The following is a 22,760-nucleotide window of genomic DNA, read 5'->3' as shown; positions in this document are numbered from 1 at the left end:
GTCGTCAAGCGGCAAATATCATGCAGTCAGGCGCACCTTGGCTCCCGCGCCACGCTCAAGCCGTCCGGCCAGTTCGAGTTCGAGCAAAACCATCTGCACCTGCGCCGAAGGCATGCCTGAAAGGCGCACCAGTTCATCGATAGCCGCGAAGTTCGTGCTGAGCAGTTCGAAAATCGCCTTGCGTTCACCATCTCCCGCCTCGGCAACAAATTCGAATTGCGGCTGTGTCGAAGCATGTGACCGCACACGATGATCGAGCGGCGCAATCAGTTCGGCAATCTCTCCAGCATCCTGCACCAGCGTTGCGCCGTCGCGGATCAACTGATTGCACCCACGCGAGCGCGGATCGAGCGGAGAGCCGGGGATCGCCATCACTTCCCTACCCGCTTCGCCCGCCTGCCTTGCTGTTATCAAAGAGCCTGACTTGGGAATTGCCTCTACGACCACTGTCCCAGCTGAAATCCCGGCAATGATACGATTGCGATAGGGGAAATGTCGCGCCCGGGGTTCGGTGCCCGGAGGCATCTCAGCTATCAAAAGCCCTTGTTCGGCGATTTGCGCCTGCAATTGGGCATGCTCGGGCGGATAGATATTGTCGATGCCGCCCGCGATGACGGCAATGGTTCCCATTGCCAGCCCGCCTTGGTGCGCGGCTGCATCGATACCTCGCGCCAAGCCCGAAGTCACAACGATACCGCGGTCACCTAACTCTTGCGCAATTTGCCGGGCCATCCGGCAGCCAGCAGCCGATGCGTTACGCGCACCCACCATGGCAACATTCACTTTGCCGGCCAGCCCAATGTTCCCCTGATAGGTCAGCACTGGCGGTGCATTTTCGATTTCGCTCAAAAGTGATGGATAATCGGCATCGTCGATGAAGAGATAGCTCGCACCGGCTTTGGCAAGCCTTTTCATTTCATTCTCGATGTCCGTGACAGATGCCGCCACAAATTTGCGGCCACCCGCCCGACCTGAAAGTTCGGGAAGCGCCTCAAGTGCTTTCGATGCGCTTCCGAAACGCGCGATGAGCTGGCGGTAGCTTACTGGCCCGACATTAGGCGAACGGATCAACCGCAGTCTGTCGAAAGCATCCTGCGCCTCGAGCACCATGCTTTCTTATTTCTGCCCGATACGCGGTTCAGTGCCGGCCATAAGACGCTGGATGTTTTCGCGATGCTTCCAGAAAACGATCAGGCTGCATGCGACCAGCGGGATAACAATGGTGACGGAGCCGAAGAAAACAGCTGCCAGTGGAGCGGCAGCGGCGGCAATCAAACCACTCAGCGATGAAATACGCGTCAGCAGCAACATGCTGATCCAGACCGCACCGTAAATCAGGCCCAGCGGCCAATTCAATCCGAACAGGATACCAGCATAGGTTGCCACACCCTTACCGCCCTTGAACCCAAGCCAAACCGGATAAAGATGTCCGAAAAAGGCAGAAACGGCAGCAAATACTTCAAAACCAGGAAACAATTGCCGAGCGATCAAAACTGCGGCCAACCCTTTCAAAAGATCGAGCAGCAATGTCAGCGCTGCGAGCCCCTTACGCCCGGTACGCAACACATTTGTGGCGCCGATATTGCCCGATCCAATATCACGGATATCACCCGCTCCACCCAACTTGGTGAGCAACAGCCCGAACGGGATTGAACCCAGCAAATAGCCCAACAAGGCCGCGCTTCCCATTTCCATCCAGCCTGTAGGCATAATCGACTCCCTCTGTTGTCAGATGGTTATCGTTATCCCGCGCGACACTCAAGGCCGGTTGCCTCAACACCGCACCGCGTCTATCTCCGCCAGCATGATCGCGCCTGACGCCCCGATACTCGTTTTCGATTCCGGCGTTGGCGGCCTGTCGGTTTTGGCAAAGGTCCAGAAGGTACTGCCTACAGCGCCGGTCATTTATTCGGCCGACTATGCAGGGCTACCCTATGGGGAGAAAAGCGAAATCGAGGTCGCAACCCGTGTATGCGCTTTCCTTGGCCGCTTGTCGGAAAGATACGCCCCGCGGCTTGTTGTAATCGCTTGCAATACCGCATCCACCATCGCCCTGGCACATGCTCGGGCCGTGCTGGGCGTGCCTATCGTCGGAACCGTGCCAGCAATCAAACCTGCGGCAGAGCAAACGCAAAGCGGTGTTATCGGCCTGTTGGGAACCAAGGCAACAATCCGGCAGGCTTATGTCGATCGGCTCGAGTCAGAACATGCAAAGGGTAAAACCTTGCTTCGCCATGCCGCGCCTGAACTGGTCGCAGCGGCAGAAGCGAAATTGCGCGGCGAAGCGCCCGATCCCGTAATTTTCGCCAATGCTATAGGCGGCCTTACCGATCAGACAGGCGGCGACCAGATCGATCAGATCATTCTGGGCTGCACGCACTTTCCGTTGGTTGAGCAAGAATTGGCTGCTGCCGCAGCAGAGGCTGGATTGCGCGAGGACCTGGCATTTGTAGACGGCTCTGACGGAATCGCACGCAGAGTTGCAAATCTCACCGAAGGTCAGCCTTGGCCTGCAAAACCGTCAGTCGGAAAATTCATCTCCACGGGGCCAGTTGAGCAGATCGAGCCCTACCGTCCTGCTTTGCTGCGCTATAATTTGACCCAGATCATGTCACTCTAATCGAAATATTGCGAATCGTTCTCGCTGGATTTCCGGTTTCACCCGCATTATTGGGCGGGCAACCAACAGGGCTTTGCTTGCCATGAACTATGACGAAATTTTCGACAAGGCTATCGACCGGTTGCATGCCGAGGGTCGCTACCGCGTCTTTATCGATATCCTGCGCAACAAGGGCAAGTTCCCCAATGCGCGCTGCTTTGCGGGCCATAACGGCCCGAAGCCGATCACCGTCTGGTGCTCGAACGACTATCTCTGCATGGGGCAGCATCCCAAGGTAATCTCGGCGATGGAAGAGGCGCTGCACGATGTGGGCGCTGGTTCTGGCGGCACCCGCAATATCGGCGGCAACACCCATTACCATGTCGAGCTCGAAGCCGAACTGGCCAGCCTGCATGGCAAGGGTGCGGCTTTGCTGTTCACCTCGGGCTATGTCTCGAACGAAGCGACGCTGGCGACACTCGCCAAGATACTGCCTGGATGCATCATCTATTCCGACGAGCTCAACCACGCATCGATGATTGCGGGTATCCGCAATTCGGGCTGTGAAAAGCGCGTATGGCGGCACAATGATCTGGCGCATCTCGAAGAACTTCTCGCCAATGACGATCCAGCGCTGCCCAAGCTGATCGCATTTGAAAGCGTCTATTCGATGGATGGCGACATCGCGCCGATTGCAGCGATTTGCGATCTTGCGGACAAGTATAACGCCATCACCTATTGCGACGAAGTTCATGCCGTCGGTATGTATGGCGATCATGGCGGCGGTATTACCGAGCGCGATGAAGTTGCTGACCGCGTCACCATTATCGAAGGCACGCTTGGCAAGGCGTTTGGCGTGATGGGCGGATATATCGCAGCCGATCAGAAGATAGTCGACGTGATCCGCAGCTATGCTCCGGGCTTCATTTTCACCACGAGCCTTTCGCCAGTGCTCGTTGCGGGCGTATTGGCGTCAGTCCGTCACCTCAAGCAATCGAGCGAAGAACGCATCGCCCAGCAAGCCAATGCCGCGCGCCTGAAACAGCTTTTCGCTGAAGCAGGCCTGCCGGTGATGCAGAGCGTGACGCACATCGTTCCACTGATGGTTGGCGATCCGGTGAAGGCAAAGAAGATCAGCGACACGTTGCTCGCCGAATATGGCGCTTATGTGCAGCCGATCAACTTCCCGACGGTGCCGCGCGGCACAGAGCGCCTACGCTTCACCCCCGGTCCGCAACATACCGAAGAAATGATGCAGGAACTGACGCAGGCGCTGGTCGAGATCTGGGACCGGATGGAGTTGAAACTCGCCGAGGCGGCTTAAGCCGCTTCGCGCATCATACCCCAGAAATGGGGGCCGCCTTTGGGCACATCCCATTCGCACTGGATAACGAATCCGAGTCGTTGGTAGAGCGGCACATTTTCAGGCGTTGCGGTTTCCAGCCAGCTGGGCAGCCCTTCTGCGTCAGCACGCGCTAGCCCTTCGCGGATAATGCGACCGCCCCAGCCCTTGCCCTGATGGGCTGGACGCACGCCAACGAAATGCAGGTACCAGAAATCGCCTTTGGGTCGGTTCTTATCGATGCCCTCGACAACGCGCATGGCTCGCGGAAGGGCAAAACCAAAGATGCGCAACATCGGCATGAGTTGGGCTATGAGCGGCTCGTCTCCGCTATCTGCATTTCCCGGTGATCGCCACAAGGCCGCAGCTTCATTACCTGCTGATTGGACCACCCGGCCAACATTCGCATCGTCCGCGATGATGAGGTCGAACAGGCGTTTCAGGCGGCGCGGCCGTGATCCTTCATCCTGCAATATGTAAGATAGGGCAGGATCAGTGTGGAAGGCTTGCGCCAGTGTTTCCGCTACCATTGGGTAGTGAGCGCCTTGGGCATCGATAATCTCGGTCATGCTGTTCCTCCCACCATCTGTCGGTAACTTTCCCAATCCACATTTCCGCCCGACAAGGTGACAACCGGCGTAGCGACTGGATCGATCTTTCCCGAAAGGACTGCGGCGAGTGCTGCAGCTCCACCCGGTTCGACGACAAGATGCAGTTTTTCGAATGTCACCCGCATTGCAGCGGAAATATCAGCCGGGGTGACAACAGCGCTACTGTGCACACGATCACGCAACACATCGAAATTGATCGGAAAGGTGCGCGGCGTTTGCAGCGCATCGCATGGCGTGGGAAAGGCTTGATCCTCGACCGACAATATTTCGCCCGCCGCTATCGACCGGATCATGTCATCCCATCCTTGCGGCTCGGCAATAGACAGGGTTGCATCGGGGCAAGCCAAGGCAAGCCCGCCCGAAAGCCCGCCTCCGCCGCAGCAGGCAATGATGTGGAGCGGGCCTTCGACACCTCGCGCTTTCAATTGCGCTTCGGCCTCCAAGCCCAAGGTTCCCTGTCCCTCCATCACCCAAGGATCGCCAAAGGGATGGACTAAAGTTGCACCCGTTCGAGCGATCAACTCCGCAGCAATAGCGTCACGATCCTGCCCCGGGCGCTGGTAGAGGACTACCTCGGCTCCATAGCCGCGCGTCGCTTCAATCTTCGCCTTGGGTGCATTTTCCGGCATGATGATGGTTGCCGTTATGCCAAGCCGCTGCGCCGCCCAGGCAATGCCCTGCGCATGATTTCCGCTCGAAACGGCAACCACACCGCGCGCACGCTCCTCATCGGTCAAATCGGTAAGCCGGTTCCAGGCGCCCCTGATCTTGAACGCACCGATCGGCTGCAGCATTTCCGCCTTGCACCAGATAGTCGTGCCGTCGACTTCAAGTGGCAAGAGAGGTGTAGGCGGCAATATTGCGGCGATTTTCGTCATCGCGCGCAGCACACCTTCATGGCTCGGCTTACGTTTCGGGTCGCGCAATTCTTGTTCTGTCATTAAAGCCCTCTATATGCCGTCGCCATAACGAATCTTTGTCGAAGGACGTAACAGATGAGCAGGGTTTTGGTAATCGGCGCTGGCGGCGTCGGATCGGTGGCGGTGCACAAGATGGCAATGAACACCGATATCTTCAGCCATATCAGCCTAGCAAGCCGCACCAAGAGCAAGTGCGACGCGATTGCTGCATCAGTGAAGGAACGCACCGGTGTTACCGTCGACACCTATGAAATCGATGCAGAAGAGGTGCCCGCGCTCACCCGTTTGATCCAGAAGATCGAACCTGCGCTCGTCGTCAACCTTGCCCTGCCCTACCAGGATCTCGCCATCATGGACGCCTGCCTTGCCGCCGGCGTGCACTATATGGACACCGCGAATTATGAGCCCAAGGATGAGGCCAAGTTCGAATATCACTGGCAATGGGCTTATCAGGATCGTTTCAAGGATGCCGGCCTGATGGCATTGCTCGGATCAGGCTTTGACCCTGGCGTGACCAGCGTATTCACAACCTGGCTGCACAAGCATCATTTCGAGCGGATCGACACGCTAGACATCCTCGATTGCAATGGCGGCGACCATGGCCAGGCCTTTGCCACCAACTTCAACCCGGAAATCAACATCCGCGAAGTGACCGCAGTCGCGCGCCACTGGGAGAATGGCGATTGGGTCGAAACCCCGCCAATGTCGGTGAAGCAGCAATTCGATTTCGAGGGCGTCGGCCCGAAGAACATGTACCTCATGTACCATGAGGAAATCGAAAGCCTGAAAACGCACCTGCCCGAAATCAAGCGCATCCGTTTCTGGATGACCTTTGGAGACGAGTATATCAAGCACCTCACCGTGCTGCAGAATGTCGGCATGACCCGCATTGATCCGGTGAAATATCAGGGCGTGGAAATCATCCCGCTGCAGTTCCTCAAGGCCGTGCTGCCAGAGCCTGCCAGCCTCGGCCCGACAACCAAGGGCAAGACCAATATTGGCTGCATCGCAACCGGCATTGGCAAGGATGGCAAGGAAAAGACTCTCTACATCTACAATATCTGCGATCATGAAGATGCCTATGCCGAAACCGGCAACCAGGCGGTCAGCTATACTACCGGCGTACCCGCGATGATTGGCGCTGCCCTGATCGTGAAGGGCCTGTGGCGCGGGCATGGCGTTTTCAACATGGAACAGTTCAACCCAGATCCGTTCATGGACATGCTCAACCAGCATGGCCTGCCTTGGCAGGTGAAGGAACTTGAAGGGCCGTTGAACTTCTGATGGAGACCAGAGCTGGCGACCCCGGGGCTTTTGCCCGATTTGACCTGTACCGTGTGCCCACGCCCGCTTTTGTGGTGGACGAGGTCGCGGTGCGGCGAAACCTTGCAATACTGGCAGACGTCAGGGCACGGTCGGGGGCAAAGGTGCTGTCGGCGCTCAAGGCCTTTTCGATGTGGTCGCTTGCTGATGTGGTTGGCGAATATCTCGACGGCGTGTGCACTAGCGGCTTGTGGGAAGCGCGGCTCGCGAGGGACCATTATAAGGGTGAGATCGCTACCTATTGCGCCGGCTACAAGGAAGCGGACATGGCAGAGATTGTTGCGATCTCTGACCATGTCATTTTCAATTCACCTGCCCAGCATCGCCGCTTTGCTGGCTATCTGAATGGCAGTGTCGATGTTGGCCTGCGCATCAACCCCGAACATGCCGAAGGGGAGGTTGCAAAATATGATCCCTGCCAGCCTTGTTCGCGGCTGGGCTTTCCTGTCAGCCAGTTGAAGCCGGACCATCTGGATGGTGTATCAGGCCTCCACTTCCACACATTGTGCGAGCAGGACTTTGAGCCCCTGCAGCGGACATGGGACAGCTTGAAACCAAAAATCGCGCCCTATTTCGATCGCCTGAAGTGGCTCAATTTCGGCGGGGGCCATCATATCACACGCGCTGATTACCAGCGTGATGAACTGGTTGAGTTCATCAAGTCGGTCCGCAACGAAACCGGATGCGAGGTCTATCTGGAGCCCGGCGAAGCGATTGCGCTTGATGCGGGAATATTGGTGGGCGAATTGCTCGATGTGTTCGAAAATGGGATGCCCATTGGTATCACCGATATCAGCGCCACCTGCCATATGCCCGACGTGATCGAAGCGCCCTATCGCCCTGCCATGCTGGGTGAACTCTCAGATGGCCCGGCTGTGCGCTTGGGCGGTCCATCCTGCCTCGCGGGCGATATCATCGGCGACTATCGCCTTCCCGTCGCAGCCGAGCCGGGCCAGCGCTTCGCTTTCCTCGATCAGGCACATTATTCGATGGTGAAGACCAACACTTTCAATGGCGTCCCCCTGCCCTCTATCTGGCTATGGAACAGCGAGAGTGATGAGCTGCGCTGTGTGCGCGAATTTGGCTGGGAAGAGTTCCGCGACCGGTTAAGTTGACCGGCAATCTCTCTTCATGTAACTTAGGAAAAAACAGGGTCGCATCGAGTTCGGGGGAGTTTCTCGATGCCTTACCGTCACGCACATTATTTTGTTGGCTTTGTATTGCTGATCATCCTTGGCGGCTTTTGGGCCAGCTATTGGTCGGCAATCGGCGAAGTCCCGTTTGCGTTTCACATGCACGCGATCAGTTCATCGACTTGGCTGCTGCTGCTAATCGTTCAAAGCATTTCGATACACAGGCGGGAAAACGCCTTTCACAAGCAGATGGGGCTAGCCAGCTTTGCGCTGTTTCCATTCCTGATCCTTGGCTTCATGATGATCATTGATGTTTCCGCCAATCGGTTTGCGTCGGCAGAAAATGAATTCATCCTGCACAATGGCCCGTCATTCGGATTGGGCATGGCGATCGCCATCGCCGCCTACCTGACCCTCTATTATCAGGCGTTGAAAACGCGAAGGAACGTCAAACTGCATGCCGGCTATATGCTGGCCACGCCGCTGATCCTGTTTGAATCGCCATTTTCCAGGGTGATTGAACAGTTCATGCCTTGGATGAATTTCATTGGCAGTGAAGGCCCGCAGGCCGTTCAGGATACTATCGCGATCAGCGACGGTCTCGGCATCCTGTTTGCACTTATTCTGTATTTCATGGACAGAAAGCATGGTGCGCCGTGGCTGGTCGCAGCGTTCTTCATGGCTTTGCAAGCAATCGTGATGTGGTTTGCTCCATTCTTCCCAGAATTGGGGGGCCTGTTCCGGGCATATGCCCATATCCCGTTAGTGTTAACGATGGTTGCCGGTCTTCTGGCCGGCGTTCTAGCGGCCTGGTTTGGCTGGCGTGCAGGCGGCGTCAAAAAGCCTTCAGTTAAAATGGCGAAGGCCTGACCGAAAGTCACTCCACCCCATGCGGAAACATTCAATCATGACCGGGCAAATGGGGTCCATTTTTTCTTTACATTTACCCCCCCGAATCATATAGCGCCCTGCCGCTGCCCCAGGGGGACTTCCAATAACCGCAAGGCAGCATTGTTCGCTTTTATCGGTTTAACAGACTATTGGGGGTCCCTTGAGTTGCACAACTATCCTGATGCTGCGTCCCTAGTCCGCGCCCTGCGCCCGGACGAGCCCGTAACACTCCTTCGCCCGCATGCTGCGACGCGCGCCGCCCGCTTCTTTGTAGAGAAGTTTCCGGGACGCTCGCTCTATGCCGTGAAAGCCAATCCTTCGCCGGCGTTGCTGGAAACGCTGTGGGAAGCTGGCATCACGCATTATGATGTAGCATCGCTTGGCGAAGTACGCCTCGTGCACAAATTCCTGCCCGATGCGAAGCTGTGCTTCATGCATCCGGTGAAGTCGGAGCGTGCGATTTCGCAGGCTTACCACAATCATGGCGTGCGTACTTTCAGCCTCGACAGTCATGAAGAGCTGGAGAAGATCGTACGTGCCACTTCGGTAGATGGCATTGCCGCAACAGATCTTGAACTGTGCGTGCGCATCCGTGTGTCTTCGGATCATGCGAAGCTGAGCCTTGCTTCCAAATTCGGCGCAGAGCCTTCCGAAGTTGCGGCTTTGCTCGTCGCCACCCGCCAGGTTGCAGACAGCCTCGGTATCGCCTTCCATGTTGGCAGCCAGGCCATGACACCCGTTGCCTATGCCGAAGCCATGGAAAAGGTCCGCGCCGCGATCGTCGAGGCATCGGTTACCGTTGACATCGTCGATGTCGGTGGCGGTTTCCCGTCAGTCTATCCGGGAATGGAGCCGCCGGCGCTCGAAGCCTATTTCGAAACGATCCATCGCTGTTTCGAAGATCTGCCGATCAGCTACTCCGCAGAATTGTGGTGCGAGCCGGGTCGGGCATTGTGCGCCGAATATGCGTCGTTGCTCGTGCGCGTCGAAAAGCGCCGCGGCAGCGAATTGTATATCAATGATGGTGCCTATGGCGCGCTGTTCGATGCAGCGCATGTCGGCTGGCGTTTCCCGGTCGAGATGATGCGCGAAAGCGATGGCGCCGAAAATGGTGAATTCGCCTTCTATGGCCCCACCTGCGACGACATGGATTATATGGCTGGCCCCTTTGTGTTGCCTGCCGATATCGAAGCGGGTGACTATATCGAAATCGGGATGCTCGGCGCATATGGATGTGCAATGCGCACCGAATTCAACGGCTTTGGCGAGACCGAAGACTTCACCGTCGAAGATGAACCGATGGCGAGCCTTTACGCGCGTGTCGCCGCCAATGACCTTGGCAATGTCCACCGGATCGGCAAACGTTCCGCGCAATAAGTTGCATTTGACAATCAACCAAGACTGAAGCACCCTCCCCGTCATCGAAAACGGGGAGGGTTTTCTTTATGGATACAACTATACTCGCACCAGCGGCGGTGCTCGTCGCATGGTCATTGGTCATGCTTGGTTGGCTGGCCTTCGCACGCTTCAGTAAATTGGCGAAAATCAAGACATCGGAACCACCAGCGCCGGGGCTTCGCGGCCAGGATATCGATCCGATGCTTGGCACTGCCGCGTGGAAATCACACAATTATGCGCATCTAATGGAGCAGCCGACCATCTTTTACGCGACTGTATTCATCCTGCACATCACACAGGCGGCATCGCCGCTGATGGTCAAATTCGCATGGGCCTATGTCGCGCTGCGTATAATCCACTCGGTCTATCAGTCGACCATCAACAAAGTGATGGTGCGTTTTTCGATCTTCATGCTGTCAACGGTTTGCCTGATCGTGCTTGCGGTCAATGCTCTGATGGCCACGCTATAAACATTTAACACGGGGGGAGATTGAATATGGAACATGCTGAAATTCTGAAACCGGTCGCGCTACTTGCGGGCTGGACGATGTTGATGTGGATCTGGATGTACGCAACACGTATTCCGGCAATCAACAAGCTTCCCAAGGATGCAACACCGGGTGCCGATGTGGGCTGGACCGGGGCGAAGCTTGAAGGCCTGCTGCCCGGCAACATCCAATGGAAAGCGCACAATTATAACCACCTGCACGAAGCGCCGACGGTGTTTTACGCCGTTGCTCTTTTGCTTGCGATGATTGGTCAGGGTGACGGCCTTAACGCAACAATGGCTTGGGCCTATGTCGGCCTGCGCATTGCACACAGCCTGTGGCAATCGCTGGTGAACAAGGTGGCTGTCCGCTTCCTGCTGTTCGCCCTGTCATCACTCGCGCTGATGGCGCTCGTGCTGCACGCAATCTTGGCGGTATTCCACTGATTGATCGCTACTGGCGGGTGAACTCACCCGCCAGTTCGACATGCGTAGACCAGCGAAACTGCCCCACGGGCCAAATACGCTGCAACTTATAGCCTGCCGCAATCAACATCTTCGCATCGCGGGCAAAGCTCGACGGATTGCAGCTGACATAGGCAATCTTCGCAACTTCCGACTTTGATAGTTCAGTCACTTGTTCGCGCGCGCCCGCACGCGGCGGATCCAAAATCACCGCTTGAAACCGATTGAGCTCTGCCGGAATCAAAGGCCGCCGGAACAGGTCTCGATGCTCTGCAAATAGTTGTAGCCCAGCCTTGCCTGTAGCAGCTTTCATTGACAGCAACGCGGCCCGCTCCGCCTCTGCGGCGAACACTTTACGGCCGCTCGCAATGCCGAAGGCAAATGTGCCCAGACCGGAAAACAGATCGGCAACCAATTTAGATTCGCCAACAATGTCTTGAACGGCACGCAGCAAAGCCTGCTCGCCATCTTTTGTGGCCTGCAGGAACCCATAAGGCGGGTATGCCACGGCGATCCCGCCAAGAGTCACGGTCGCGGGTTCTGGTTCCCAATAGGTTGTCGGGCCAAAGCCATCATCAATCGACAGTCTTGCCAGCCTGTTCGCGGTTGCAAACCCCGTCATGGCCTCATGCGTTTCAAGGCCTTCAGGCGACCAATTTTCGATCAGGACGTCCACACCTTGGTCAACCAGGGCCAGCTTGATTTCGACATTGCGCTTTGGGCCAATGCGGGGCGCAAGAAAAGCGCGAAGCGGCTGAAGCACGGCAAACAGTTCGAGCACCATCGTATCGCACTGGGTGAGATCGACGATGCGATGGCTCTTTTCCGAGCTGAACCCCAATTGGAACTGCTTGCCTGCCCATGCCGACCGAACCGCCACGCGGCGACGACTCTGCGGCGGCGATACATGCACCGGCATGAATTCGGGCATCGGAATATCCTGCGCTGTGAGCGCGTGAATAATCCGATCGCGGACAAATATTTCAAGCGTTGCATCGTCGAGATGCTGCAACTGGCATCCCCCGCATAGTTGGAAATGCGGACAAGGCGGCTCCGCATGGTGCGGCCCGTGGATCAGTCCACCACCCGGGTTCAACCGATCTCCGGGTGCTGCAAAAGGCACATGACGCCCGTCGGCAGTTACGCCATCGCCGCGCGATGCTATGCGAATGATTTCCCCGGTATCGGTCACTACAGCGCCTTGCCCGTGTGATGCGTTCGAAGCAAGCTTTGCTGCCGCTTATTTTTCGGCGCTTGGCTTGATGCTCGCGGGAAGGCGATAGCTGTCGTCGGCAGAACTGACTTCGATCATCCCCCCACCCAAAATCTTGATTGTCGTTTCATCAAAGCCATCCGCAGGTGCCAGTCCGCGCCCGTCGGTCAGGATATTGAAGCGGCGGAACCCGCCATCAGGATGACGCACAACCAGCATCCGGCCCTTTTCTCCGGGCATGGTTTCGGTGAGACAGACGCGTTCAAACTTCTTGGATCCCGCCAACGCGCATTCGACACGGTCCGCTTCCCCACTTTGCGTGGGCTGGGAGCCACTATCTGCGCCGCAGGCACCAAGTGCCAAGCTGGCAAGGCAGGCAGGGAAGAAGATGCGTCGGTTCATGACCCCAACGCTATAACGCGACCGGCCTTTTCGCCCTAGCCCATTAACCTTGCTTTGCTTCAGGAACGGGGTTTGCCCACCAATTGCGAAATATCCCGGATTGCTCCGCGTGCTGCGCTGGTGGTCATCGCGGAATAAGCTTGTAGCGCGACCGATACCTTGCGCGGACGCTCCTTTGCGGGCTGCCAACCCTTGGCATCCTGCGCCGCACGCCGTTGCGCCAGTTCTTCATCGCTTACCGCCAGATGGATCGTACGGTTGGGGATATCGATTTCGATGCGATCACCATTCTGGACCAGGCCAATCGTTCCACCTTCTGCGGCTTCTGGCGAAACATGGCCGATCGACAGGCCCGATGTGCCGCCCGAAAAGCGCCCATCGGTCAGCAAGGCACAAGCGGCACCAAGCCCCTTCGATTTGAGGTAGCTTGTCGGGTACAGCATTTCCTGCATGCCAGGGCCACCCTTCGGCCCTTCGTAACGGATAACAACCACGTCGCCGGCCTCAACCTGACCAGTCAGGATTGCGGTAACCGCCGCGTCCTGGCTTTCATAAACCTTCGCAGGACCGGTGAATTTCAGAATACTTTCGTCAACGCCCGCAGTTTTCACGATGCAGCCGTCGAGCGCGATATTGCCGGTAAGCACCGCCAAACCGCCATCCTTGGAAAAGGCGTGCTCAGCCGAACGAATGACGCCATTTTCGCGGTCTGTGTCCAATTCACTCCAACGGCGCGATTGACTGAATGCGGTTTGCGTCGGCACGCCACCGGGCGCTGCCTTGAAGAACTCGTGCACTTCCGGATCGTTGGTGCGCGTGATGTCCCATTTGTCGAGTGCATCGCCCATGGTGCGACTGTGTACGGTGGGCAAATGGCGATGGATGAGGCCGGCGCGGTCCAGCTCACCGAGAATGGACATGATGCCCCCCGCCCGGTGCACATCTTCCATATGCACGTCACTCTTCGCCGGCGCGACCTTGGACAGGCAAGGCACCTTGCGCGAAAGCCGGTCAATATCCGCCATCGTAAAGTTTATGCCGCCCTCATAAGCTGCGGCAAGCAAGTGGAGAACGGTGTTTGTGGAACCTCCCATGGCGATGTCGAGGCTCATCGCATTTTCGAAAGCTTCAAAACTCGCCACATTGCGGGGAAGGACGCTTTCATCCTCTTCCTCATAATAACGGCGGCACAATTCTACCGCGAGGCGCCCTGCTTTCAGGAATAGCGACTTGCGATCAGCATGGGTCGCCAGCGTCGAACCGTTGCCCGGCAAGGAGAGGCCCAGTGCCTCGGTAAGGCAGTTCATCGAATTGGCGGTAAACATGCCCGAACAGGAACCGCAGGTCGGGCAAGCAGAGCGCTCGATCGTTGCCACTTCTTCGTCGGTGTAACTCTCATCGGCCGCAGCAACCATGGCATCGACAAGATCGAGTGCTACTTCCTTGCCTTTAAGCACGACCTTACCCGCTTCCATCGGGCCACCCGAGACAAAGACCACCGGGATGTTGATCCGAAGCGCCGCCATCAGCATGCCGGGCGTGATTTTGTCGCAGTTCGAAATGCAAACCATCGCATCGGCGCAATGGGCATTGACCATATATTCGACGCTGTCTGCAATCAGGTCGCGGCTGGGCAGAGAATAGAGCATGCCATCATGGCCCATCGCAATTCCGTCATCGACCGCGATAGTGTTGAACTCCTTGGCAACCCCGCCTGCGGCCTCAATTTCGCGGGCGACCATTTGGCCAAGGTCCTTGAGGTGGACGTGCCCCGGAACGAATTGGGTAAAGCTGTTGACGACAGCCACAATGGGCTTTCCGAAATCGCTGTCTTTCATGCCCGTAGCGCGCCAAAGCCCCCGCGCACCTGCCATATTGCGTCCGTGAGTGGTAGTACGCGAGCGAAGGGCTGGCATTTGGGAGACTCCTGAAATTTTATTTCGCCATTATGGCTTTTGCAGCGCCTTACAGTGCTAAGCTTGGAGTTTCAACGCCACATCGTTGCAAATTCGTATTAGTCGTTCGGCCCAAAGCTTTTGGCCATCTGCGTTAGCAATTTCGTCCTGCCGTATTTCAATACCCAGATAGGCGCGCCCATGCGCTTCAGCATGGCGGTTCATCGTGGCATTGAGCAATTTGCCCGAATAAGGCTGTTGATCGCCGACACACAAGCCGTCCGCCTCCAGCATGGGAATGGCGACGCGCGCGGCGCGATCATCCTCATTATAAAGCACACCAACCTGCCATGGGCGCTTTTGTTCGGGATGACTCTCCAATTGCGGCGTAAAGCTGTGCAAAGACAGGATCAACGCGGGCGGATATTTCCCAAGCAGTTCGGCCAATTTGGCATGATAAGGGCGAAAAAACCGGTCAAGCCTTTGCTCATGCCCTGCATGATCGAGTGCGTTGCCCGGAATTGCATGGCCGTCGGAGGCGATGGGTATTGCAGCCGGCTGCTGTTCTTCACGATTGAAATCGCAGACAAGTCGGCTGACATTACCCTGGAATGCCGCAAAACCCCTTTGTTCCGCCATTTGCTGTCCGACAGCGGCAACACCAATATCGATCGCAATATGCTGGTCCAAAAGCGGGGGATCGATACCAAGATCGATATCGTCGGGCACGCGGTTGGACGCATGATCGCTGATGATCAATATGCCGCCTGCAGACGGCGTTCCTACCACGCGCCAGGCTTCATGCTCGTTCAACGCAGCCTCCCCGATAATATCCACCACATTCCCGGCATCTCGCGTTGGGCCGCATCGCGCTGTTCGATAGTTTCATAAAGAGCGAAACAGGTGGCGCCAGAACCCGACATTCTGGCGAGTATCGGTTGGGTTGCCCTCAACGAAGCCAAGACGCTGCCGATTTCAGGGCAAAGCATTAGCGCTGGTGCTTCAAGGTCGTTGCGGCCAGACAATGCGGCCTGTCGCACACTGGCTTCCGGTAACGGCCCGCGATCCAAGCCATCCCAGGCCTTGAACACTGGCCCGGTTGATAGCGGAATACGCGGATTGACCAGCAGCACGGGGAACCCTTGAAGATCATCAATCGCAGGCTCAGCCAATTCCCAGCCCAGCCCGCTTCCGATGCGTGTCTCGCTTACGATACAGGCACCGACATCTGCCCCCAGGCCACGCATCGAAGCGACGAGCTCGCCCTGGTTTCCATTGTGAAGAAAATGCGCGTCGAGCATCCGGATCATCGCGCCTGCATCAGCGGAACCACCGCCAATACCCGCTGCCACTGGCAACCGCTTTTCAAGCGTAATCGACAATGGGGGTATTAGCACACCTTTATCGGCGGCTAACTGCCGCATCACTGCCAATGCCTGCAAAACCAGGTTATCTGCGCCATTTGAAAGGCCTTCGCCAAATTCCCCGCAGATGTGCAAACTGTCCGTATCGGCAGTTTCGACGGTCAGCTCGTCACCACCATCGACAAACGCGAATAAAGTTTCGAGCTCATGATAGCCGTCATCGCGCCGTTTGCGCACATGCAGGGCAAGATTGATCTTGGCATAGGCTGTTTCGCGAAATTGCATTGGATCAAGGTGCAGCGGTCTCTTTGGTCCAGCCAAAGTCGATCTTTCTGCTCAATCGCTCGGTCGCCGGTCCTTCTGCCGATAGCGCGGCCGCTTTCCAGGCAAAACGTGCTTCGCTTCGCCTTCCTGCAGCCCAATAGGCATCACCGAGATGTTCGTTGATAGCGGCATCGGCAATCGCCCCTTTTACCGCGCGTTCCAGCAACGGAATGGCAGTATCCACATCGCCTTTCAGGAAATGCGCCCATCCCAGCGAATCCGTTATCGCTGCCGACAAGGGGGCCAGTTGGTATGCTTTCGATACTAGTTCAAAGCCGCGCACCACATCGATACGCTTCTCGAGCAGCGAATATCCCAGATAGTTCAGGATTTGCGGATTTTTGGGATCCAGTTGCATGGCGTCTTCCAGCGCATTGCGGGCGCTGTCCCAATCTCCGTTGTTATCGAGAGCAGAGGCGAGCAGTAGCAGTTGTACGGCACGCTTCTTTGGTTCAGCTCCACTTTTGTCCTGGTCGAGCAGGCTGCGATAAACGGTAACCGCAAGATCCCGATTACCGGCCTTTTCCAGCGTTTGTGCATAAAGCAGTTTGAGCTGCGACGATGCGGCCTGGCTTTCAGTCGCAGCTTTCGCGATCGCTGCAGCCTCCTCTGCTGTCGACGCCAATTGGGTCTGGTTCACTACGGCAGGAAACCAGAATGGTGAATTAGGTGCGATCGTCTTCAACATCGCAGACGCCTTCGCGTCCATATCCTGCCGGTCGAGCAACTCTGCCAATGCGAGCTTGGCTGCATCGCTCGATGGTGCAAGCCAGGTGGAAATCCGAGCGAAATACAGGCCTTTTTGCGGTTGCCGCTGTTCATCAAGTGCCAAACCCAGTCGCGCAAAAAGCATGGCGAGGCCAAGGTCTGCCGTCACCGGCGGGGTTCCATAATTGCCCGCATCCAACCCGATTTGCCGTCCAAGTGCCGAAGCGAATTCGGAATCTCCCGCGCGTGAAAACTCGCCCATCGCATGTCCCGCAAGGAAACGGCCGTAGGGTTCGTCATATCCGCGGAAATTGCGCAGCCGCACCTTTGCCGATGCGATATTCCAATCAGCGAGATCGAAATAGATCAACTGGTCATCGCTGTAATAAGCGGCAAGCCCCGACGTCTGCAGAGATTGCGCAGAAACGCGGGAGTCGCGTCCCTGTGCGACATTGAGCCAACCCTGTAACATCGGCATCATGAACGAAAAGTCGCCTTGCGCTTCCACTTCACGAAGCGCGATTTCAGCCTCGCCCCATTTCTTGCGCCGATAAGCGTCTGCGAACAGCATCAAGGGCAAGTCGCTATCGACCTGTCCTGCCCGCTGCGCCGCTTTCACCGCCGCCAAAGCATCAGCAAAGCTGCCTTCGCGCACAGCCGCTGAAAAAAGGTTGCTGGCGGCAGCTTCGCTCGTCGGGCTTTTCGCCAGCAATTTGGCATAGCTTTTCAGGGCTTCATCACCGCGTCCCGCAATTTCGTGCCGCTGCGCCAGCCAGTAAAGGTCACCGACGTCCTGTGCAGCCATTGCCGGCACACCCAGTGCCAGCAACAGAACTGCAGATAGAGGCTTACATATTCGGGTAATTGGGGCCACCTCCGCCCTCCGGCGTGACCCAATTGATGTTTTGGGTCGGATCCTTGATGTCGCATGTTTTGCAATGGACGCAGTTTTGCGCGTTTATCTGAAGGCGAGGTTGCCCTTCTTCCTTACCGACGATTTCATAAACGCCTGCCGGGCAATAACGCTGCTCAGGTGCGTCGTAGAGCTCGAGATTGACCTTTACCGGCACCTCAGGATCTTTGAGCTGCAGGTGGCAAGGCTGGTCTTCTTCATGATTGGTGTTCGACAGGAACACCGATGACAGCCGGTCAAAACTGATCACACCATCGGGCTTGGGATAGTTGATCGGACGATACAAATCCTTGCGGCCGATCGATTCATTATCCGCATGATGCTTCATCTCGATTGGAAGGCCGATCTTCAAGGTGCGCATCCACATGTCGATACCGGCCAGCACGGTGCCATAGGTTTCGCCATATTTTGCAACCGCAGGCTGGGCGTTTTTGACCATTTTCAGTTCGGTCGCGATCCAGCTCTCGTTGAGATTAGCCTGGTAGTCACTGAGTTCATCATGCGCACGGCCAGCAGCGAGCGCCGCCGAAATGCTCTCCGCCGCCAGCATGCCGGATTTCATAGCTGTATGGCTGCCCTTGATGCGCGGCACGTTGACGAAACCTGCCGAGCAACCGATCAGCGCACCACCGGGGAAGGCAAGTTTCGGTATCGACTGCCAACCACCCTCGTTAATCGCACGTGCGCCATAGGAAACGCGCTTGCCGCCTTCGAGAATCTTGCGGATTTCAGGGTGCTGCTTCCAGCGCTGGAATTCCTCAAACGGGAACACATGCGGGTTTTTGTAATCAAGTGCGACCACAAAGCCCAAGGCAACCTGGTTGTTGGCCTGATGGTAGAGGAAGCCCCCGCCCCAGCTTTCGCTTTCGGAAAGCGGCCAGCCCTGCGTGTGTATGACCCGGCCCGGCTTGTGCTTGGCAGGATCGATATCCCACAATTCCTTCATGCCAAGGCCGTAGACCTGCGGCTGGCTGTCGCGTTCCAGATCGAATTTCGATTTTAGAGTCTTTGTCAGATGTCCGCGCGCACCCTCTGCAAAAAGGGTATATTTTGCATGGAGCTCCATTCCCGGCATATAGTCTGGTTTATGGCTGCCATCGCGGGCAACGCCCATGTCACCCGTGGCGACGCCCTTTACTGAACCATCGTCGTTGTAAAGGATTTCCGCAGCCGGAAAGCCGGGGAAGATTTCAACGCCCAGATTTTCGGCCTGCGTACCAAGCCAGCGGCAAAGATTGCCGAGCGAACCCGTATAGGTGCCCTTGTTATGCATCCAGCCCGGCGTGAAAAGGTGCGGTATTGCCATGTGACCGCCGCGCGAAAGCACCCAGTGGTGGTTTTCGGTGACGGCAACTTCCGCCATCGGACAGCCCTGATCTTTCCAATCAGGCAGCAGTTCATCAATCGCCTTGGGATCGAAGACAGCACCGGACAGGATGTGCGCCCCAATTTCCGAGCCCTTTTCGAGGATGCAGACCGAGATTTCGGGATTGATCTGTTTCAGGCGAATTGCCGCCGAAAGACCTGCAGGACCGCCGCCGACGATCACTACATCATAGGGCATTGACTCCCGTTCGCTCATCTCAACTCATCCTTCCCTTGGCCCGACGTATCGGGCTGTCTCGAATATGCCTCAACTGACAGGATTCGCCATGCCAAGCAATTGACCTTCACGTCAACCGGTGACTGATACGAAACATGCAGGTCGCGCCGCAGGACAGGGGAAAAATCCTCGCAGACTCGATAATCAGCTGGTGGCGTGACGCCGGCGTCGACTATCTGTGCGCTGAACAACCTGTGAACTGGCTTGAAGAGCAGACCGTCCAGCCAAGTGCATTTGAAGAACCCAAGCGCGCAGCACCGATTGCACCCGCCGCCGTTGCTGCGGTTCAACCGGCCCGAACCGAATGGCCCGCCGACTTCGGGCAATTGATGGCCGCCATTGCAACCGACCAATTGCTTCCCGGTAATGCCTACAGCCCGGCCCGCGCCGCTCCGATTGCGATCATTGAGCCTAAGCTCATGGTCCTCATCGATTTTCCGGAAGAGGAGGACCTGCGTGCAGGCAGCCTTGGCCATGGGCCAGTCGGCAACCTGCTGAAAGCGATGCTCAAAGCCTGTGGTTACGATAGCGGCGAAGTGCATATCGGCGCCCTCGCCCATAGCCGCCCTACCAGCGGTGCGTTACCTGCTCAGGACCTTCCTTTGCTCGGCAGTTTTGCCCGCCATCAGGCGAATATCATCCGTCCAGAGAAATTGCTGCTGCTCGGTAACTCCGTTTCGGAGGCTTTGACGGGCAAAGAATTGATGGAAACACGCGGAATTTTACCTGATTTTAACCAAAATGGCGGCAATTTGGCTGGCGTGATAACATTCCATCCGCGAACCCTGTTAGTGCGCCCGGCTTTGAAGGCGCAGGCTTGGAAGGATCTTCTGCGGATCGTGAAGAGAGATCAGGCGTAATCGTGTCCAAAAAGACAGTTTTACTGGCATTTGTTGCTACATCGCTCACCAGCCCGGCTTGGGCGGGTACGGCTGACAATGTGCGTCAAGCCGTTACTCCTAGCGCGTTGGACGCGCTGGGTGCTATGCCGAGCGGCAAGGAACGCCAGAATTTTGCTTCCATTTTCGCGGCAATCGATGGCAGGAATTGGGCCGAAGCCGCACGATTGATCGACGGGTCACCGGCCGGACCGATGAAGTCCATGGCGCGTGCAGAGCTTTATCTCGCAGCAGGCAGCCCGAAGGTAGAAGTCGCGCAACTCGAAGAACTTTTGCAAGAGGCCCCATGGCTTCCGCAGGCTGAACAGCTTGAGCGCATGGCGATCAAGCGTGGTGCAGCGGTTTTGCCGCAACGCCCGGGTACACGGCGTTTCTCCTTTTTGGGAAGCGCCCCGAAACGCGACCTTCCGGGCAGCGTCCCGACCGCTGCCGCTTTGCGTTCGCAAATCCAGGAACTGATCAAGGCCGACAACCCGTCCGAAGCCGAAGCCTTGCTCATCGATCAATCCGCGACGCTTGACGCGGCTGGTTTGGCAGAACTGCGTTATCGGGTAGCTTGGTCTTACTATATCGAAAATGACGACACGAACGCCCAGCGAGTGGCAGCCGAAGGGCGTCTCGCTGCAGGTGAATGGGGCATCCAATCCGAATGGGTGCATGGGCTGGCCAACTGGCGACTTGGCAATCACCGCGAAGCGTTTTCCAGCTTTGACAAAGTTTCCCGAATGGCCGGCAATGATGAGTTGCGAAGCGCAGCTCTGTTCTGGAGCAGTCGTGCTGCCATGGCATCGCGCCAACCGCAGCAGGTTCAGCCGCGTTTGCAGGCAGCCGCTAGGTTGCAGGAAACATTTTACGGGCTGCTGGCGAGCGAAGCGCTCGGCATGGAGCCTGTTGCGCGCAAGACTATGCGCTACCATGCAGGCGACTGGAAACAGTTAGGCCAAACGGAAAATGTCCGCACCGCCGTTGCTCTGGCCGCAATCGGCAAGGAAAACCTCGCCGAAGAAGCACTCCGGCACCAGGCGCGTATCGGCAATCCGGCACACCACGCGGCCTTGGCGCAAGTTGCAGGGGCACTGAACCTTCCCGCGACGCAATTGTGGATGGGGCATTATGGGCCGTCGGGGCAGAAGCTCGACCCGATGATGCGCTATCCCTACCCCAATTGGACACCTGCCGGCGGCTGGCGGATAGATCCTTCGCTGGTTTACGCGCATTCGCTGCAGGAATCGGCGTTCCGCACCTCGGTTATCAGCGGCGCCGGTGCTCGCGGCCTGATGCAGGTGAAGCCCAGCACGGCGCAGGAAATGGCCCGGGCACGCGGCGATTTCATCTCGGCGAGTGATCTCGACAGGCCTTCGGTCAATCTCGAATATGGCCAGAGCTATATCGAAAAGCTGCGCGACATGAACGCGACGGGCGGTTTGCTGCCTAAGGTTATCGCTGCTTATAATGCCGGGCCTGCCCCGCTTTCGCGTTGGAACAGCGAAATCCGCGACAATGGAGATCCGTTGCTGTTCATCGAATCCATCCCTTTCTGGGAAACGCGCGGCTATGTCTCGATCGTACTGCGCAACTACTGGATGTACGAAATCCAGCGCGGCAAGAATGGTGGCAGCATGAAGGGACTTGCCCAATATTTGTGGCCCACCGTTCCCAAGGAAGGTCGCGTGGCCACTGTGCGCATGTCGCCCCCGAAAAATGGAGGCAGCATTGCCGCTCGATGAAAACAAGCCATTCAAGCCGGTCAACATCGCGTTGATCACGGTTTCGGACACCCGCACATACGAAAACGACACCAGTGGTGATCTGCTCGCTGATTTCATCGTCGGCGCGGGGCATCATCTGGTCGATCGGATGATCGAACGCGACGATACGTCTCGGTTGGTGGCGCGATTGCACACATTGATCGATGACGACAATGTCGATGCGGTCATCCTCACCGGCGGCACCGGCCTGACGGGTCGTGATATCACGCCCGAAGCTCTCGACAAGGTGAAGAGCAAGGATATTCCCGGCTTTGGCGAGCTATTCCGCATGCTTAGCTATGACAGCATCGGTACTTCCACGATCCAGAGCCGAGCCTGCGCTGTCCTTGCCCGTGGGACTTACATTTTTGCTTTGCCGGGTTCGAACGGCGCTGTGCGCGATGGATGGGAGAAAATCCTCGTCCACCAGCTAGATAGCCGCCACAAACCGTGCAACTTTGTCGAGTTAATGCCGCGCCTGCGCGAACAATAATGTTCTTTATATGTTCCAAATGACATGAT

The 22,760-nt window shown here is 57.0% G+C and carries 22 protein-coding genes; 11 read left to right on the top strand and 11 right to left on the bottom strand.

What is annotated here, in order from left to right; translation table 11 throughout:
• Positions 1-18: 18 nt before the first annotated feature.
• Positions 19-1,110, bottom strand: a complete 1,092-nt coding sequence (gene dprA, locus ACFSAG_RS02850; protein ID WP_381511199.1) for a DNA-processing protein DprA — start codon at positions 1,108-1,110, stop codon at positions 19-21.
• Positions 1,111-1,116: 6 nt separating this feature from the next.
• Positions 1,117-1,710: a glycerol-3-phosphate 1-O-acyltransferase PlsY gene (gene plsY, locus ACFSAG_RS02845; RefSeq protein ID WP_374611024.1), complete on the bottom strand. Its 594-nt coding sequence runs from the start codon at positions 1,708-1,710 to the stop codon at positions 1,117-1,119.
• 94 nt (positions 1,711-1,804) lie between these two features.
• Here plsY and murI point away from each other — a divergent pair, with 94 nt between their 5' ends.
• Positions 1,805-2,620, top strand: a complete 816-nt coding sequence (gene murI / locus ACFSAG_RS02840; RefSeq protein ID WP_381511197.1) for a glutamate racemase — start codon at positions 1,805-1,807, stop codon at positions 2,618-2,620.
• An 82-nt stretch (positions 2,621-2,702) separates the two neighbouring features.
• The gene (hemA, locus tag ACFSAG_RS02835) at positions 2,703-3,923 is read left to right on the top strand and encodes a 5-aminolevulinate synthase (protein ID WP_381511195.1); all 1,221 of its coding nucleotides are present in this window, start codon (positions 2,703-2,705) and stop codon (positions 3,921-3,923) included.
• Here the strand turns inward: hemA and ACFSAG_RS02830 are convergent.
• A complete protein-coding gene (locus ACFSAG_RS02830) occupies positions 3,920-4,510 on the bottom strand; it encodes a GNAT family N-acetyltransferase (protein ID WP_381511193.1) in 591 nt (196 codons plus the stop codon). The two genes, hemA and ACFSAG_RS02830, sit on opposite strands and share 4 nt — an antisense overlap.
• The gene (locus ACFSAG_RS02825; protein ID WP_381511191.1) at positions 4,507-5,493 is read right to left on the bottom strand and encodes a threonine ammonia-lyase; all 987 of its coding nucleotides are present in this window, start codon (positions 5,491-5,493) and stop codon (positions 4,507-4,509) included. The genes ACFSAG_RS02830 and ACFSAG_RS02825 overlap by 4 nt, the downstream gene beginning before the upstream one ends.
• 54 nt (positions 5,494-5,547) lie before the next feature.
• On the opposite strand from ACFSAG_RS02825, the gene ACFSAG_RS02820 reads away from it, so the two are divergent.
• From ACFSAG_RS02820 to ACFSAG_RS02795, 6 genes are all read left to right on the top strand, one after another.
• On the top strand, positions 5,548-6,756 hold the full coding sequence (locus tag ACFSAG_RS02820) for a saccharopine dehydrogenase family protein (RefSeq protein ID WP_381511189.1): 1,209 nt from the start codon (positions 5,548-5,550) through the stop codon (positions 6,754-6,756).
• A complete protein-coding gene (locus ACFSAG_RS02815; RefSeq protein ID WP_381511187.1) occupies positions 6,756-7,910 on the top strand; it encodes a carboxynorspermidine decarboxylase in 1,155 nt (384 codons plus the stop codon). The genes ACFSAG_RS02820 and ACFSAG_RS02815 overlap by 1 nt, the downstream gene beginning before the upstream one ends.
• Positions 7,911-8,015: 105 nt before the next feature.
• A complete protein-coding gene (locus ACFSAG_RS02810) occupies positions 8,016-8,798 on the top strand; it encodes a hypothetical protein (protein WP_381511185.1) in 783 nt (260 codons plus the stop codon).
• Between the two features lie 186 nt (positions 8,799-8,984).
• On the top strand, positions 8,985-10,196 hold the full coding sequence (locus ACFSAG_RS02805) for a type III PLP-dependent enzyme (RefSeq protein ID WP_381511183.1): 1,212 nt from the start codon (positions 8,985-8,987) through the stop codon (positions 10,194-10,196).
• 68 nt (positions 10,197-10,264) lie between these two features.
• The gene (locus ACFSAG_RS02800; protein ID WP_381511181.1) at positions 10,265-10,687 is read left to right on the top strand and encodes an MAPEG family protein; all 423 of its coding nucleotides are present in this window, start codon (positions 10,265-10,267) and stop codon (positions 10,685-10,687) included.
• 26 nt (positions 10,688-10,713) lie between these two features.
• Positions 10,714-11,151 (top strand): MAPEG family protein, encoded by a 438-nt coding sequence (locus ACFSAG_RS02795; RefSeq protein WP_381511179.1) that lies wholly within the window; start codon positions 10,714-10,716, stop codon positions 11,149-11,151.
• Between the two features lie 7 nt (positions 11,152-11,158).
• Here the strand turns inward: ACFSAG_RS02795 and ACFSAG_RS02790 are convergent, their stop codons facing one another.
• The 7 genes from ACFSAG_RS02790 to ACFSAG_RS02760 are packed head-to-tail and all read right to left on the bottom strand — an operon-like array spanning position 11,159 to position 19,570.
• The gene (locus ACFSAG_RS02790) at positions 11,159-12,361 is read right to left on the bottom strand and encodes a class I SAM-dependent RNA methyltransferase (protein ID WP_381511177.1); all 1,203 of its coding nucleotides are present in this window, start codon (positions 12,359-12,361) and stop codon (positions 11,159-11,161) included.
• A 48-nt stretch (positions 12,362-12,409) separates the two neighbouring features.
• The gene (locus ACFSAG_RS02785; RefSeq protein ID WP_381511175.1) at positions 12,410-12,784 is read right to left on the bottom strand and encodes a hypothetical protein; all 375 of its coding nucleotides are present in this window, start codon (positions 12,782-12,784) and stop codon (positions 12,410-12,412) included.
• A gap of 59 nt (positions 12,785-12,843) precedes the next feature.
• Positions 12,844-14,700, bottom strand: a complete 1,857-nt coding sequence (ilvD, locus tag ACFSAG_RS02780; protein ID WP_381511173.1) for a dihydroxy-acid dehydratase — start codon at positions 14,698-14,700, stop codon at positions 12,844-12,846.
• 57 nt (positions 14,701-14,757) lie between these two features.
• A complete protein-coding gene (locus tag ACFSAG_RS02775; RefSeq protein WP_381511171.1) occupies positions 14,758-15,492 on the bottom strand; it encodes an N-formylglutamate amidohydrolase in 735 nt (244 codons plus the stop codon).
• Positions 15,489-16,328: a 4-(cytidine 5'-diphospho)-2-C-methyl-D-erythritol kinase gene (locus ACFSAG_RS02770; RefSeq protein ID WP_381511169.1), complete on the bottom strand. Its 840-nt coding sequence runs from the start codon at positions 16,326-16,328 to the stop codon at positions 15,489-15,491. Before ACFSAG_RS02770 ends, ACFSAG_RS02775 begins: the two co-directional genes overlap by 4 nt.
• 4 nt (positions 16,329-16,332) lie before the next feature.
• A complete protein-coding gene (locus ACFSAG_RS02765; protein WP_381511167.1) occupies positions 16,333-17,880 on the bottom strand; it encodes a tetratricopeptide repeat protein in 1,548 nt (515 codons plus the stop codon).
• A gap of 43 nt (positions 17,881-17,923) precedes the next feature.
• Positions 17,924-19,570: an electron transfer flavoprotein-ubiquinone oxidoreductase gene (locus tag ACFSAG_RS02760; protein ID WP_374610992.1), complete on the bottom strand. Its 1,647-nt coding sequence runs from the start codon at positions 19,568-19,570 to the stop codon at positions 17,924-17,926.
• Positions 19,571-19,686: 116 nt separating this feature from the next.
• Here ACFSAG_RS02760 and ACFSAG_RS02755 point away from each other — a divergent pair, with 116 nt between their 5' ends.
• Genes ACFSAG_RS02755 through moaB form a run of 3 tightly spaced genes read left to right on the top strand, consistent with a single transcriptional unit; the run spans position 19,687 to position 22,731 of the window.
• A complete protein-coding gene (locus ACFSAG_RS02755; RefSeq protein ID WP_374610990.1) occupies positions 19,687-20,451 on the top strand; it encodes a uracil-DNA glycosylase family protein in 765 nt (254 codons plus the stop codon).
• A 2-nt stretch (positions 20,452-20,453) separates the two neighbouring features.
• On the top strand, positions 20,454-22,217 hold the full coding sequence (locus ACFSAG_RS02750) for a lytic transglycosylase domain-containing protein (RefSeq protein WP_381511164.1): 1,764 nt from the start codon (positions 20,454-20,456) through the stop codon (positions 22,215-22,217).
• On the top strand, positions 22,204-22,731 hold the full coding sequence (gene moaB / locus ACFSAG_RS02745) for a molybdenum cofactor biosynthesis protein B (protein ID WP_374610986.1): 528 nt from the start codon (positions 22,204-22,206) through the stop codon (positions 22,729-22,731). Before ACFSAG_RS02750 ends, moaB begins: the two co-directional genes overlap by 14 nt.
• Positions 22,732-22,760 lie beyond the last annotated feature (29 nt).

The sequence above is a fragment of the Sphingorhabdus buctiana genome (assembly GCF_042680825.1).
In the GTDB taxonomy this organism is placed as follows: Bacteria; Pseudomonadota; Alphaproteobacteria; order Sphingomonadales; family Sphingomonadaceae; genus Sphingorhabdus_B; species Sphingorhabdus_B buctiana.
Note: the sequence above shows the minus strand (reverse complement) of the source record. Positions and strands in the feature narration are given on the sequence as shown.

Excerpts from the sequence above, each read along its gene's own strand:
- ACFSAG_RS02800 (WP_381511181.1), top strand. The coding sequence starts at position 10,265 with ATGGATACAACTATACTCGCACCAGCGGCGGTGCTCGTCGCATGGTCA.
- ACFSAG_RS02830 (WP_381511193.1), bottom strand. The coding sequence starts at position 4,510 with ATGACCGAGATTATCGATGCCCAAGGCGCTCACTACCCAATGGTAGCG.
- hemA (WP_381511195.1), top strand. The coding sequence starts at position 2,703 with ATGAACTATGACGAAATTTTCGACAAGGCTATCGACCGGTTGCATGCC.
- ACFSAG_RS02795 (WP_381511179.1), top strand. The coding sequence starts at position 10,714 with ATGGAACATGCTGAAATTCTGAAACCGGTCGCGCTACTTGCGGGCTGG.
- plsY (WP_374611024.1), bottom strand. The coding sequence starts at position 1,710 with ATGCCTACAGGCTGGATGGAAATGGGAAGCGCGGCCTTGTTGGGCTAT.
- ilvD (WP_381511173.1), bottom strand. The coding sequence starts at position 14,700 with ATGCCAGCCCTTCGCTCGCGTACTACCACTCACGGACGCAATATGGCA.
- ACFSAG_RS02815 (WP_381511187.1), top strand. The coding sequence starts at position 6,756 with ATGGAGACCAGAGCTGGCGACCCCGGGGCTTTTGCCCGATTTGACCTG.
- ACFSAG_RS02770 (WP_381511169.1), bottom strand. The coding sequence starts at position 16,328 with ATGCAATTTCGCGAAACAGCCTATGCCAAGATCAATCTTGCCCTGCAT.
- ACFSAG_RS02785 (WP_381511175.1), bottom strand. The coding sequence starts at position 12,784 with ATGAACCGACGCATCTTCTTCCCTGCCTGCCTTGCCAGCTTGGCACTT.
- dprA (WP_381511199.1), bottom strand. The coding sequence starts at position 1,110 with ATGGTGCTCGAGGCGCAGGATGCTTTCGACAGACTGCGGTTGATCCGT.
- ACFSAG_RS02825 (WP_381511191.1), bottom strand. The coding sequence starts at position 5,493 with ATGACAGAACAAGAATTGCGCGACCCGAAACGTAAGCCGAGCCATGAA.
- ACFSAG_RS02760 (WP_374610992.1), bottom strand. The coding sequence starts at position 19,570 with ATGAGCGAACGGGAGTCAATGCCCTATGATGTAGTGATCGTCGGCGGC.
- ACFSAG_RS02755 (WP_374610990.1), top strand. The coding sequence starts at position 19,687 with ATGCAGGTCGCGCCGCAGGACAGGGGAAAAATCCTCGCAGACTCGATA.
- murI (WP_381511197.1), top strand. The coding sequence starts at position 1,805 with ATGATCGCGCCTGACGCCCCGATACTCGTTTTCGATTCCGGCGTTGGC.
- ACFSAG_RS02765 (WP_381511167.1), bottom strand. The coding sequence starts at position 17,880 with ATGGCTGCACAGGACGTCGGTGACCTTTACTGGCTGGCGCAGCGGCAC.
- ACFSAG_RS02820 (WP_381511189.1), top strand. The coding sequence starts at position 5,548 with ATGAGCAGGGTTTTGGTAATCGGCGCTGGCGGCGTCGGATCGGTGGCG.